The following is a 13,300-nucleotide window of genomic DNA, read 5'->3' on the forward strand; positions in this document are numbered from 1 at the left end:
AAAAGCGGACAACTGTCCGTTTCCGAACAGAAGATGATTCTTGATATTTGTTGCAAATCAGCCGATTAGACTTTTGGCACAGGAATTGCCCTACACATACCGACGAAACTTTTTTGAAAAAAACATCGCTAACCGTGCAACTTTTCAACAGGGCTCTACGTCTAACAGATAAACGAAACACTTAAAAACAAAAGATATGAAACGAATAACATCTATCCTTCTGGTCTTCATAATGGCCATCAGCACACAAGCTTGTTCTTTCTCCGGAAACTACGGTTTCGGAAATGGCAAACGCGTCAAAGGTAGCAACAACTATGTGACCAAAGAAATCCGTACCGGCAATTTCAAGAAGATAAGCGTCAGCGGAAGTTCCGACGTGACTTATACCCAGAAGTCCGGCAAACCGAAAGTAGAAGTCTATACCTCGGACAACATCGTCGAACTGCTTGACATCTACGTTAAGGACAACACCCTGCACATCGGCTTCAAGAAGGGCTACAACATATCTTATAACAAGCTCGAAGTACGTGTCACCTCGCCCGACCTGAACAAGATCAGCGTAGCCGGTTCGGCCGACATTAACCTGGTCAACGGAATAAAGACCGACGACTTCGGAATAAGCGTGGCAGGTTCGGCCGACATCAAGAGCCCCCACACCATCGCCTGCGAAAACATCTGTAGCATTACCATAGCCGGATCGGGCGACATCGATGCCAACGCCCTGCGCTGCAACCGGCTTGAGGTTTCGGTAGCCGGATCGGGCGACATGACCATAAAAGATGCCCAAGCCACCAGTGCCAATGCCTCGGTAGCAGGATCGGGGACCGTCACCATCGCAGGAAGCGTGGACAATGCCGAATACAGCGTGGCAGGTTCGGGCGACCTGAATGTTTCCAATCTTCGTGCCCGCAGCGTGTCGGCACAGGTCAGCGGCTCGGGCGACATCCGCTGCCATGCCACCGAATACCTGAAAGCACGCACTGCCGGCAGCGGAGGCATCGGCTATAAAGGCAATCCGCAACTGGATCTTGAAAAGAAAGGTATATATAAACTCTAACAGCAAATATAAATTCTCTCTTTCCGAAGGGTGCGCGCCAGCTGCCGCCACAGACTGAACAAACCTGCACAGAAACATCTCAGGCACAATGCGGAGAATCCGACCGGAAACTCCGCGACAATACAGGCAATCTGTGGCAAATACCCGAATAAGAGCACCCTTCCCAATACAGGCAAAAAGGCTTCCGCGAGGAAGCCTTTGCCGTTTCTGCCCAGTCGGGAAAAATAAAAGGGACGCTGCATCACGCGGCGTCCCATTTATCTTAGTTAGTTTCTATAAGAATTTTGAGAGAATTGAAACTTCACAGCTTCTAAATTTCCGTTTTTAATAAAGCACACTAACTATTTATATATATAAAGCAAATGAAAATGTTATTTTAAAAGCAAATTAAAAACTCTACTTCTTCAGTTCCTGCTTCTCCACCCGCTGCAGACTGTCAAGAATCTGCTGCTCGTGAGTTGCCGGCGTCTCCTCCGAAAGAGCTACCGACGGAGCGGAAATCTGTTTGCCGATGGTGTCGGCTGTGGCCATTTCCCCGTTACCGTCATAGAACGAATGCTGCATCACGTTGCCCAGCGAAAGCACTACGGCCACTACGGCGGCAGCCTTGAACAGCGGCATAAAGCGCGACATCAGCGACATACGGCGTGCTTTGACTACCGGTACTTCGACCTGTGCCAGTACGCGCTCGTCGAAATCGTCGCTCAAACGGGCATCGTGCTGAAGCTGCTGGTACACAAACAAGTCTTTATAACGGAGCAGATGTGCAGGGATGTTGCCCGCTTCGGCGAAGTAGGCACGCAACTGCGCTTCTTCCTCTAAGGAAGTTTCGCACTTCCAATAGCGCTCCAAGAGTTGTTCTATATGTTCAGAGTCCATAACCATCAATATCTATAAATCTTTGTTTTACCTTCTGCCGCGCCCTGAACAGGTTCACCTTCACTTGTTCTTCGGTCAGGTTCAAGGCTGCTGCTATTTCCTTGTAACTTTTTCCCTCTACATCCCTCAGCAACATGATTTGCCGTTGTTTTTCGGGAAGTTCGCCGATCAGGCGGTGCACCAGTGCCATGCGGTCCTTTGTCACCAGTCTGTCGTAGGGGCTCGATGCGTCGGGAGTCTGCTCCAGTTCCGGTGTCAGTTGCACCGTTTGCGCGTCTTTCTTTTCGCTGCGGTCGATGGCGAGGTTTCTGGCTACTGTCAGGCAATATGCCTCTATCGACCCGAACTGCGTCCACTCGTCGCGCTTGTTCCATACCCGAATCAGCGTTTCTTGTACAACATCCTCAGCCTCGGCCCTGTCGAAAACAATCTGCAGAGCCAGTCGGAAGAGTTTATCTTTCAGCGGAAGAATGTCATTACGAAAACTGATTTCTTGCATCTCTATTTACATTGACGGTTAAGTCGGCCGAAAGTTACAGCCGACCCCTGTTTTTTTCTGAAAAAAATATGTTTTTTCCCGATTATCGGATGATACGGGTACCCTTGCCCGGCATATTAATGGCCGATGCTTGCGTGATGATGACCTGCGACACGCCTGCACGGAGTGCCTCGAAAGCGTTCTCCAGCTTGGGAATCATACCGCCCTGTACCACACCATCGGCCACTAGCTGTTCGAAGTCGGCACGGGTGATTTGGGGAATGACACTGTCGTCATCGTTCTCGTCGCGAAGCACACCGCGCTTCTCAAAGCAGTAGACCAGCGTGACGTCGAACAGCTGTGCCAGAGCCTTGGCTGTCTCGCCGGCAATGGTGTCGGCGTTGGTATTGAGCATGTTGCCGCAACCGTCGTGAGTCAGCGGTGCCATCACCGGCACGACTCCCTTCGCAATGAGGTCGCCCAGCAGGGTTGCATCTACCCGTTCCACATCGCCTACAAAGCCGTAGTCCACGTCTTTCACAGGGCGCTTCACCGAACGGATAACGTCCATGTCGGCACCTGTCAGTCCCAGTGCGTTGACACCGCATGCCTGCAAGCGGGCTACGATGTTCTTGTTCACCAGTCCGCCATAGACCATGGTTACTATCTTCAGTGTTTCGGCATCGGTGATGCGACGCCCGTTCACCATCTGGCTTTCGATGCCAAGGCGGGCAGCCAGCTTCGTTGCCGAACGTCCGCCGCCGTGCACCAGCACCTTGCGGCCTTCGATGGCGGCAAAGTCGCTCAGCAGTGCCTGGAGGGTGGCTTCCTCTTCTACTATTTTTCCTCCTACTTTGATCAGTGTCAGTTTCTCTTTCATATTCCTTTATATAAATAGTTCACCACAAAGGACACAGAAGAACACAGAGAGGGAAAAACTCTGTGAAACGCTGTGTCCTCTGTGGTGAAAAAGTTTTTTATTCCAAATAGGTATATCCGTACAGGCCCGAACGGTAGTTGGCCAGGAATTCCTTGCCTTCTTCGAGCGAGATGCGGCCTTCCTTCACAGACTGTGTCACCCAGGTTTCGAGCTTGCGCACCAGTTTCTTGGGATTGTACTGCACGTAGTCCAGCACTTCGGCCACCGTCTCACCGTCAATCAGCTGGTCGATGGTATATCCCTTGGAGTTGACGGAAACGTGTACGGCATTCGTGTCGCCGAACAGGTTGTGCATGTCGCCCAGAATCTCCTGATAAGCTCCTACCAGGAAGACGGCCAGGTAGTAGTGCTCGTTGTTGCGCAGCGAGTGGAGCGGCAGGGTTGTAGCGTCGGGGCGCGAGCTGACAAAGTTAGCAATCTTTCCGTCCGAGTCGCACGTCATGTCCTGAATGGTAGCTTCGCGGTCGGGTTTCTCGTCCAGACGCTGGATAGGCATGATGGGGAACATCTGGTCGATGGCCCACGAGTCGGGCAATGACTGGAACAGGGAGAAGTTGCAGAAATACTTGTCGGCCAGCAGTTTGCTCAGTTTGCGGAACTCGTCGGGACAGTGCTTCATGCCACTGGCAATGGAGTTGATTTCACGACAGATGCTCCAGTACAGTTTCTCGATCTGGGCACGGGTGTTCAGGTCTACAATGCCGTGGCTGAAGAGGTCGAGTGCCTCCTCGCGTATCTGCTGCGCATCGTGCCAGGGTTCCAGCATGCTGCGTTGGTTCAGGTTGTCCCAGATGGCGTAGAGTTCTTTCACTAATTCGTGCGCATTCTCGTCCGGTTCCCATTCATCGTCCATCTGCGGCAGGGAGGCTGTTTCGAGCACCTCGAAGATAAGTACCGAGTGGTGGGCCGTCAGGCTGCGTCCGGTTTCGGTGATGATGTTCGGATGAGGGAAACCGTGCTTGTCGGCTGCATCGACAAAGGTCGAAACAACGTCGTTCACGTATTCCTGAATGGAGTAGTTGACCGAGCTTTCACTGTTCGAAGAGCGGGTACCGTCGTAGTCCACACCCATACCGCCGCCGGTATCAACAAACTCGATGTTGAAGCCCATCTTGTGCAACTGCACGTAGAATTGCGAAGCTTCGCGCAGGGCGTTCTTGATGCGGCGTATCTTGGTGATCTGGCTGCCGATGTGGAAGTGTATCAGCTTCAGGCAGTCCTTCATCTCGCGTGCTTCGAGGAAGTCGAGTGCTTCGAGCAGTTCACTCGAAGTCAGGCCGAACTTGCTGGCGTCACCGCCGCTCTCCTCCCACTTGCCGCTTCCGCTGGAAGCCAGTTTGATGCGGATACCGATGTTGGGGCGTACCTTCAGCTGTTTGGCCATCTTAGCGATGAGATTCAGTTCGTTCAGCTTTTCTACCACCAGATAGATGCGTTTGCCCATCTTCTGTGCCAGCAGGGCCAGTTCGATGAAGCTTTCGTCCTTGTAACCGTTGCACACTACCAGCGAGTCAGGGTCGGTGTTGACTCCGATCACGGCGTGCAGTTCGGGTTTGGAGCCGGCCTCCAGTCCAAGGTTGAACTTTTTTCCGTGATTGATCATTTCCTCGACTACGGGTCGCATTTGGTTGACCTTGATGGGATAGATGATAAAGTTCTCGCCCTTGTAGCCGTATTCCTCGGCTGCCTTCTTGAAGCAGCAGGACACCTTCTCGATGCGGTTGTCCAGAATATCGGGAAAACGTACCAGCATGGGAGCAGTCACGTCGCGCAACTGCAATTCGTCCACCAGTTCTTTCAGATCGACGGCCACACCGTCCTTGCGCGGCGTCACCACCACATGTCCCTTTTCGTTGATACCAAAGTACGAAGTGCCCCAACCGGTGATGTTGTACAGCTCTTCAGAATCTTCAATACGCCATTTTCTCATCGACTTGTTTTCTATTTACAGATTTAAATTAATGAATACACGCGCCCGCATCTGCTTCTTCGCACGGAAGGGAATGCGGGACTGCTACAATCAATTAGGAAGTGCAAAAATAAGCATAAATATGACACCCCCTGCATCTTTTGCCCAGAAATACACATTTACAAGGGATTATAGCCCCAACAGGTTACGCAGTTGTTGCACGGACTCGGCAATCTGTCGCCGGCTTTCCAGCCGCCCGCCGTTGAAACGGTAGCGTGCCTTCGAGTAATAGGGCTCGCGTTCGCCAAGCGCCTTGACAATGAACGAACGCAGCTCGTCGTCGGTCTTGCCCTGCAGGATGGGGCGTTGCTGCGTGGCCACGCGCAGGCGACGGAACAGGATGTCGGGATGAACGTCGAGCAGCACCGTCTGTCCCTGACGGTTCATGTAGTCCATGTTGTCGAAGAAGCAGGGCGTGCCGCCGCCGGTAGAGATGACGACATCCTCGAACTCGCCTACTTCGTGTAGCATCGAGCGTTCCAGTTCGCGGAACCCATTCTCGCCCCGTTCGCGGAACAGTTCGGAAATGGATTTGTGGAAACGTTCCTCGATGTACCAGTCCAGATCGATGAACGGCACATTCATCTCGCGGGCAAAAGCCTTGCCCAAGGTTGTCTTTCCGGCACCCATATAGCCGGTCAGGAATATACGTATCATGTTATTTTGAGTTTTTAAGTTTTTGAGTTTTTAAGGGGGTTGAGCTTACACGACAAATTAACTTGCAAACTTATAAACTCAAGAACTTAAATCCCGTTTGCGGACAAAGGTAAGCAATTCCTTATAAGCTTCTTACTTATTTGATGGGAAAATAACAATTAGATATCCGGTTGTCCACACAAGACCATAAAAAAATGCGTGACACCTTCTCACAAAGATGCCACACATCGTGTTCTTCAAATAATTGTAAGAAACAAATTATAAATTAAACCAACCGGATCACATATCAATATCCGGCAAAAGAGAATCAGCCTGCAAGCCGTTTCTTGCAAGGTTCTTTATCTTTTATACCTAGCTCATTGCTCGTCAGCAGCAAAACCTGTACGACGATAACCAGAAACTTTGTATTTAGAATATCCATAAGTAGCAGGATTCTCATCATCACTGAATGATACATAATACACCAGACTATCAGCCGGCATGCCACTGGGAGTAGTGGCCGCACCGGGCAGCATTTTACCGCCTTCAATATTCACTTTACAGTCATAAGCCTCGTTCTGGACTTCTCCATTGGAACTGAATGTCAAGTTATTGCAATCGGCATTAACGACTACAGTGTAATCCCAAAAGTTACCTAAGTCACTAACATACATCTTGTCTGCAACATTTTCTGCGGTATTATATGTAATGCCCAGTATAACACCTATCCCAAACGGATCAACAAGTACTACATTCCCGGCATCATCTACAGCATCAACTGTCAACTGCCATTCTCCAGCCAAAGCCTCGGTAGCTGTTCCTCCGATCTCATCCTTCTCGCAAGAGGCAAACAACCCTCCTACGCAAATCATTAATAAATATATTACTCTTTTCATACTATCACATCAATTAAGTTATTTGGTCATAGCTCTTAAAATTACAGTCATCGGCGTACCACCGTAATCTACATTCAAAGTAAATGTACGGGTAGCAGGATCATAACTACCACTGGTCAAACCTAACACAACATCACCCGTATCACCAAAGTACCAACTACCTACATTACCAGTCAGTGATATGCTATTATCCGCATTAATCTGAAAATCAACTTCAGCGTGAAAATCATACGTTGGTTCAAAACCCGGATTCAGCCCATTAAACTGAAATCCGCCCATAAGGTCATCCAAATGATAGGTTCCGTCGCCATTGTCAGTAATAAAAATCAAAGCATCGTAATAGTGACTTGTACTAGTCATGCTTTCGCCCAGATAAATGGTTGCAATGTTAACAGGGTCAACAACATACACCGTACGAGATGCCGTAGTAGAGAAACCATCAGCATTGTAAATGACATATGAAATAGAATACACGCCCGGCGTAGAATAATCTACATTAGAAGTGACAATCACTTCGCTGCTGACATCCTCACCGTTCAATTCGGCATAGCAGCCTTCATCCGAATAAGCTTCTCCAACGTTTACTACGACCGTCAACTCACCCAATACCTCAAGTGTAGGATAATAGGTAATCCGCGTTAGTCCCTCTGTTGACTTGTCGCAACTCCACAAGGAGAATACAAGCATGGGGACCAATAAATATACTAATATTTTTTTCATTGTTCTGTTTCTTTTTTGGTATAACATCACATTCTCTTATTTAGCCCAAAATATCGGAACGGTATAACCGGGGAATTCAGGTACATTGCTATTGCGCGACGACGAGCTTTCAGCATAAGGGAAACGCTGTAACAATTGATTAGCCCCTACTTGACCGAATACTTGAATAGGCGTATAGAGTGTACCAGGCACATAGCTACTGGTATCAAAAGAGTCATCGCTGTTATTATAAAAATCGTCTCCCTGTGCAGTACCAAAAGCCGGATATTTCAAGCGGCGTATCTCACACCATGCCTCAAACGGATTAACTCCTGACAACGCCACCCATTTAGCCACGCCAATACACTGAATGGAATTATCACTGTCGTAAGGGTAACGCTCCAGATATTCGGCAACACCATACACCCCTGCTGTAGCAAACGAAGCTTCGATAGCAGCAGCATAGTGTGCAGCGGCATCAGTTGCCGATCCGTAACGGGCATAATATTCAGCTATAAAAAATTCTATTTCGGCTACCGTTAACAAATAGACCGGCTGATCGTACGCCACAGCCGGAAGACACCAGAAATTAGCATTAAAAATTACCGTACCAGCATATTGTGTCCCCGAAATTGAACCTTCATAATTGCCATAAGTATTGGGATTGAAGAATGCCGCTAAACGTGGATCGGTATATACAATGTTTCCCAAATCGTCCCTGACCTGCATAGTGTTGATAATCGACAGATTAGCAACTAAATTTTGCTGCATACCAGGAGCAAACTCTCCAGAATAAAGCGGACTACGCTTTTCCGCCTCATCAGACCAGCAATCGGCCCATTTCACATCGGAAGTAGGGAAATCGTTTTCGGAGATCAAAGCAGCGACCTCAGATTGTACGTCTTTCACATTAGACATACGCATCAACAACTTCAGCTTCAATGCCTTGGCAAACTTAATCCAGCTATCGGCCGTCTGATTGGGGAACAAAAAGTTGGTACATACATCAGCCGAAGGCTCCACACGTGAAAGGGCAGCATCCAACTCTGCCAGTATGCCTTCATACACAGCCTGCCCATCATCATAGGCTGGAGTCAGATTATTTGGATCAAGTGCTTCTGAGTAAGGGGTTTCACCATAACAATCGACCAATGCCTGAAAGGTAAAAGCACGCAATACAGTAGCGGCCAAAGAAGTACCCCAGTCTTCATCAGCTGTAGCACGATCATTAATGTTTTTCAAGTTATTCAATACCTCTTGATAAAGCTGTGTATATGTTCCACTACTTCGGGTAGGAGACATTTCAAAACGCGAATAGCCTATATAGTTGGATGTACCGAATTGCTGTGCAAAATATTGTGCAAAATAGCCACCCGTAATGTACAGAAAATCTCCATAACGTTCTGCAATGCTCATCTCCGCAGCAGGCATAATCATACCGGTTGTCACGTTCTCTTCCGAAGGCGAATTGGGATCCTGGTTGATGTCCAAATAACTGTCACACGAAGCTACGCCCAAGCCTATGCCTACGGTAAAAGCAGATAAAAGAAATATCTTTTTCATTGTCTGAATCTCCATGTTTTTAGAATGTGATATTAAGATTGCAACCAAACACACGACACGAGGGATTGCTGTAAAGCTCACCGAACTGCGTAGCAAGGTCACCGTTAGAAGACTGCGAAACTGAAGTCGATTCCGGATCGATGTAACGGTTATCCGAGGCTGTCCACGTAAAGACATTGTTGCAGAATGCCGTCAGAGAAAGGGCGCTCAGCTGCATGGCACGTACCCACTTTTTCGGTACATTCCACGTCAGACTGATATTACGCAATTTCACAAACGAGCGATCCAGTAAATATGAGTCGCCACCATAACCATAACCATAGTCATAAAAATAAGCCTGGTAACTTCCATCATACTGATAAATCGGAGTCGTATTGGGAGAATAGGTCCCGTCACCATTATCGACTACCGAGTTGGGGATAACGAAAGGACGACGATTATTATATGTAGTGATCACACCGTTTCCTGTAAACTGCATCATGTTCTTGGTGTGTGAAAACATATAACCACCCTTACGGATATCCAAAGCTGCACTCAAAGTAAAGTCCTTAAAAGTCAGACCAGTTGTAACACCACCTGTCCAGTCGTTATTCATATTCTTGCCGGTATCTTCCAGCGTAGTGCCCAATACAGGATATCCATTGGCATCCACAATCATTTTCCCGTCTTCGGTATATTGTGGCAGGTAGGTATAAAACTGTCCAATGGGCTTACCTTCTACAGCATACATTCTGACGGTATCGCTACCGGATGAATAACCATAAATTGACACTAGCCCGCCTTCCAAACTTTCAGGCAATGAACATACTTTATTATGATTTTTGGCAAAATTGAAGCCGATGTCCCAACGCCAGTTGCGTGTCTGTATAGGAGTCAAATTAATAGCCAGTTCTACACCTTTATTCTCTACTTCACCGAAGTTGGTTACGACATAACTATATCCGGCGGCCGGATCGGCAGGCAAAGTAAAAATCTGGTCTTTGGTACGACGGTTATAGTAGGCAGCATCAATGCCCAAACGCCCGTGGAAAAACTGTAAGTTCATTCCGACTTCAAATTCCGACGTCATCTCCGGTTTCAGTTTATCACTACCCAACGTATTCGAAGTCTGATAGGCATTTACACCGTTCAAAGGGAAAGATAATCCGCTTGAATCCCCTTGTATATAGGATAACGAAGTATAATAAGGACTGGCATCGTTACCTGTCTTACCATATGCCAAGCGCATCTTACCGAAACTCAAAATATTATTTCCAGGAATGAGCCGCGTAAAGATCCAGCTCAATGTGGCACCAGGATAAAAGAAACTATTCTGATCGATGGGCAATGTAGATGACCAGTCGTTACGTGCCGTAACATTCAAGTACAACATATCGTCCCAACCAACAGTAACATCTCCAAAAAGTCCGACCAAACGACGCTTACTCTGGCTTTCGCTTATCGTCTGCGAAGCTGTGTTACTCAAATCCCAGAATCCGGTACTGATGGACAAATTAGTACCTGAGGCGTTCAGGGAAGTAGAATAACGTTCATTCATATTCACACCCACATTGAGATTGATATCCAAACGGTCATCAAGAGACTTCTGCGCATAATTAGCTAAAAAGTCATGATTCAACTCATAACGGCGACTGTAAATGGCCGATACACGACCTTCCTGATTCATATTAGAGGGGGCATAACCATAGTCATTGTTAATCAGTGCATCGTCCAGGTCAATCTGCGGCTTACCGGTCTTTATATCATAATCTGTATAATCCAACCCCATACGGTAAGTCAAAGTAACATATTTGACAGGTTTGATATCAACCTGTACCTTACCGTAGATTTGCTTGGAATTGGTATGAAAATAGTTATTGGCCAATGCCCAATAGGGATTAGTAATGCCATAAGGTGTAAAATAAGCCTCCGGTGTATTAAAAGCACTGGTCAGATCCTTCATATCTACAATAGATACATCACGAGGCAGTTCCAACAAACCATCAATAACAGACGTTCCCTGGTAAGCGCCTACAGCATCTGTCTGACTACGGGCAAAATTCACAGAAGAAGAAAATTTCAACCACTTTACTGGTTCATAGCTGTTACGGAAAGCAATTGTATTACGCTTGTACACATCGTAATCTTCAGGCATAATACCGTCATCGCCAGTATAAGAATAAGACAAATAATAAGTCATCTTTTGGTCATCCGAAACTCCGCTCAATGAAAGGTTGTGATTCTGCGACCAGCCTAAATCAAAGAAGTCCTTTACGTTATCTTTCTTGGCACTGTACTCGTGTATCAACTGCTGATTGTCCCAAACCGGTCCATAAACCTGAGTCGAACCGTCAAAAGCAGGACCCCACGATCCGTTTTCGATAAACGTTTGTCCACCGTACCATCCCTGTCCGAAACTATTCTGCATTTCCGGCAAATAGGATAATTGGCGGACCTGAACATTACCACTATAATTAATAGAGAAATTACGGTTTCCATTTCGTTTACCGCTTTTGGTCGTAATAATAATGACTCCATTGGCAGCACGGCTACCATAAAGTGCCGTAGCGGCAGCTCCCTTCAAAACGGTCATCGACTCTATATCTTGAGAGGCTACGTTGGAGATACCACCCAACGTTACATTTTTTCCTGAACTATATTCGGAACTGTTGGAAAGAGGAATTCCATCCACTACATACAAGGGCTGGTTATCACCGTTAATTGAGCCAAAACCACGAATAACAACATTGCTCACTGAACCAGGATCACTTGATGTACTGCTAACCAGCAAGCCGGCAACCTTACCAGAAAGAGCATCGGCTACATTAGTAGTACGTGCATTAATAATCTCGTCACTCTTAACGGTAGTAGCCGAATATCCTAACGATTTTTCGGAACGGCTGATTCCCATCGCAGTGACTACGACCTCGTCCAATAGCTCCGAATCGACATGCAGTACAACATTGATTACTTTACCAGGCGTTATGGCAACCTCTTGAGGCCGCATACCCACAAACGAAATACACAACGTCTTGGCATCGGCCGGGACATTGCTGATTGTAAACTTACCATCAATATCGGTCATGATACCCATCTGAGTACCCACCACCAACACCGATGCGCCTACGACCGGCTCTCCGCCCTCATTAGAAGTCACAACTCCCGTAACCATGGACGTCTGAGCCAATGCAAAATTTACCCCCATAAAGAAGCAAACCAGCCACAGCATTAACTTCTTTTTCATAAATTCTCTCTTAATTAAATTATTAACGGTACCACAAATATATATTTAAGTTTTTTATATCCTAATCCTTTTAAAAAGAAAACATCATTTTAGCTTATTATTTAATGCTTAACCTTCTATTTTGAATACATATACAATATAATACTAACATAAATCAGGATCCAATATTAACATCAAACAAAGACATCATCATATAAAAACATTTATATGCTACAATTTATAATCATATTCGTTCATATTTCCACAATCTGCAATAAATTCACATGTACAAAAGCTATAAGAGCATATTTTAATGCTTTATCTTTTTGACATAGCATAAAACAAAAAAACGCATTACAAGTAAGAAGATATGCAAAACAGCAATATTATGGCACGACAAACCACCAAATCACAGAGAGAATGCACCTAAAAAGATTTTTTATCCTTCCGAAAGTTTAAAAAAGATCCCATTCACTATCTTTGCCTCCGAAACTGAATATCAGCTTTGCCGCATGAAAAAGAAACAGAAATACTACGTCGTATGGGCAGGTGTCACACCCGGCATCTACGACAACTGGACGGACTGCCAGCTCCAGACCAAGGGATACGAGGGTGCGCGATTCAAGTCGTTCGACACGATGGAGGAAGCCGAACAGGCCTTTGCATCGTCACCTTACGCCTACATCGGGCAGAAAGCCACGGGCACAGAACCGCGAAAAGCCGCCGCAGCCACAGGAGAACTGCCGCCGGAGGTGGTAGAGAACAGCCTGGCCGTCGATGCTGCCTGCAGCGGCAACCCGGGGCAGATGGAGTACCGCGGCGTACACGTGGCCTCGCGCCAGCAAGTGTTCCACTACGGACCCGTCTATGGCACGAACAACATCGGCGAGTTTCTGGCCATCGTCCACGGCCTTGCCCTGCTGAAGCAGAAAGGAATAGACATGCCCATCTACAGCGACAGCCGCAATGCCATCGGCTGGG

The 13,300-nt window shown here is 47.1% G+C and carries 11 protein-coding genes; 2 read left to right on the top strand and 9 right to left on the bottom strand.

All coding sequences use genetic code 11. The features are described from left to right. Positions 1-196: 196 nt before the first annotated feature. The gene (locus QVP67_RS13835; protein WP_022164151.1) at positions 197-1,057 is read left to right on the top strand and encodes a head GIN domain-containing protein; all 861 of its coding nucleotides are present in this window, start codon (positions 197-199) and stop codon (positions 1,055-1,057) included. A gap of 396 nt (positions 1,058-1,453) precedes the next feature. Here the strand turns inward: QVP67_RS13835 and QVP67_RS13840 are convergent, their stop codons facing one another. From QVP67_RS13840 to QVP67_RS13880, 9 genes are all read right to left on the bottom strand, one after another. Beyond that, a complete protein-coding gene (locus QVP67_RS13840) occupies positions 1,454-1,936 on the bottom strand; it encodes a hypothetical protein (RefSeq protein ID WP_277120661.1) in 483 nt (160 codons plus the stop codon). Further along, a complete protein-coding gene (locus tag QVP67_RS13845; RefSeq protein WP_022164154.1) occupies positions 1,926-2,435 on the bottom strand; it encodes an RNA polymerase sigma factor in 510 nt (169 codons plus the stop codon). The genes QVP67_RS13840 and QVP67_RS13845 overlap by 11 nt, the downstream gene beginning before the upstream one ends. An 82-nt stretch (positions 2,436-2,517) precedes the next feature. After that, complete coding sequence (gene argB / locus QVP67_RS13850) at positions 2,518-3,294, bottom strand: acetylglutamate kinase (RefSeq protein WP_022164155.1); 777 nt, start codon at positions 3,292-3,294, stop codon at positions 2,518-2,520. 97 nt (positions 3,295-3,391) lie between these two features. Continuing rightward, positions 3,392-5,284 (bottom strand): biosynthetic arginine decarboxylase, encoded by a 1,893-nt coding sequence (speA, locus tag QVP67_RS13855; RefSeq protein ID WP_022164156.1) that lies wholly within the window; start codon positions 5,282-5,284, stop codon positions 3,392-3,394. A gap of 168 nt (positions 5,285-5,452) precedes the next feature. Next, on the bottom strand, positions 5,453-5,980 hold the full coding sequence (locus QVP67_RS13860) for a shikimate kinase (protein WP_022164157.1): 528 nt from the start codon (positions 5,978-5,980) through the stop codon (positions 5,453-5,455). Between the two features lie 356 nt (positions 5,981-6,336). Next, positions 6,337-6,855, bottom strand: coding sequence for a lipid-binding protein (locus QVP67_RS13865; RefSeq protein ID WP_288180232.1), 519 nt, complete (start codon positions 6,853-6,855; stop codon positions 6,337-6,339). A gap of 18 nt (positions 6,856-6,873) precedes the next feature. After that, on the bottom strand, positions 6,874-7,575 hold the full coding sequence (locus tag QVP67_RS13870; protein ID WP_022164159.1) for a BT_2262 family domain-containing protein: 702 nt from the start codon (positions 7,573-7,575) through the stop codon (positions 6,874-6,876). A 36-nt stretch (positions 7,576-7,611) separates the two neighbouring features. Then, on the bottom strand, positions 7,612-9,117 hold the full coding sequence (locus tag QVP67_RS13875) for a SusD/RagB family nutrient-binding outer membrane lipoprotein (protein ID WP_288180233.1): 1,506 nt from the start codon (positions 9,115-9,117) through the stop codon (positions 7,612-7,614). A 19-nt stretch (positions 9,118-9,136) separates the two neighbouring features. After that, complete coding sequence (locus QVP67_RS13880) at positions 9,137-12,340, bottom strand: SusC/RagA family TonB-linked outer membrane protein (RefSeq protein ID WP_022164161.1); 3,204 nt, start codon at positions 12,338-12,340, stop codon at positions 9,137-9,139. Between the two features lie 491 nt (positions 12,341-12,831). Here QVP67_RS13880 and QVP67_RS13885 point away from each other — a divergent pair. Then, positions 12,832-13,300: ribonuclease H family protein (locus QVP67_RS13885; RefSeq protein WP_288180234.1), on the top strand; the 469-nt coding region annotated here is incomplete at its 3' end.

It is taken from the genome of Bacteroides sp. CAG:633 (genome assembly GCF_000435115.1).
GTDB classification, from domain to species: domain Bacteria; phylum Bacteroidota; class Bacteroidia; order Bacteroidales; family Bacteroidaceae; genus Bacteroides; species Bacteroides ndongoniae.

Bases quoted from the DNA above. Each gene is read 5' to 3' on its own strand.
- QVP67_RS13845 (WP_022164154.1), bottom strand. From the start codon at position 2,435: ATGCAAGAAATCAGTTTTCGTAATGACATTCTTCCGCTGAAAGATAAA.
- QVP67_RS13860 (WP_022164157.1), bottom strand. From the start codon at position 5,980: ATGATACGTATATTCCTGACCGGCTATATGGGTGCCGGAAAGACAACC.
- QVP67_RS13880 (WP_022164161.1), bottom strand. From the start codon at position 12,340: ATGAAAAAGAAGTTAATGCTGTGGCTGGTTTGCTTCTTTATGGGGGTA.
- QVP67_RS13865 (WP_288180232.1), bottom strand. From the start codon at position 6,855: ATGAAAAGAGTAATATATTTATTAATGATTTGCGTAGGAGGGTTGTTT.
- speA (WP_022164156.1), bottom strand. From the start codon at position 5,284: ATGAGAAAATGGCGTATTGAAGATTCTGAAGAGCTGTACAACATCACC.
- QVP67_RS13840 (WP_277120661.1), bottom strand. From the start codon at position 1,936: ATGGACTCTGAACATATAGAACAACTCTTGGAGCGCTATTGGAAGTGC.
- QVP67_RS13835 (WP_022164151.1), top strand. From the start codon at position 197: ATGAAACGAATAACATCTATCCTTCTGGTCTTCATAATGGCCATCAGC.
- QVP67_RS13875 (WP_288180233.1), bottom strand. From the start codon at position 9,117: ATGAAAAAGATATTTCTTTTATCTGCTTTTACCGTAGGCATAGGCTTG.
- QVP67_RS13870 (WP_022164159.1), bottom strand. From the start codon at position 7,575: ATGAAAAAAATATTAGTATATTTATTGGTCCCCATGCTTGTATTCTCC.
- argB (WP_022164155.1), bottom strand. From the start codon at position 3,294: ATGAAAGAGAAACTGACACTGATCAAAGTAGGAGGAAAAATAGTAGAA.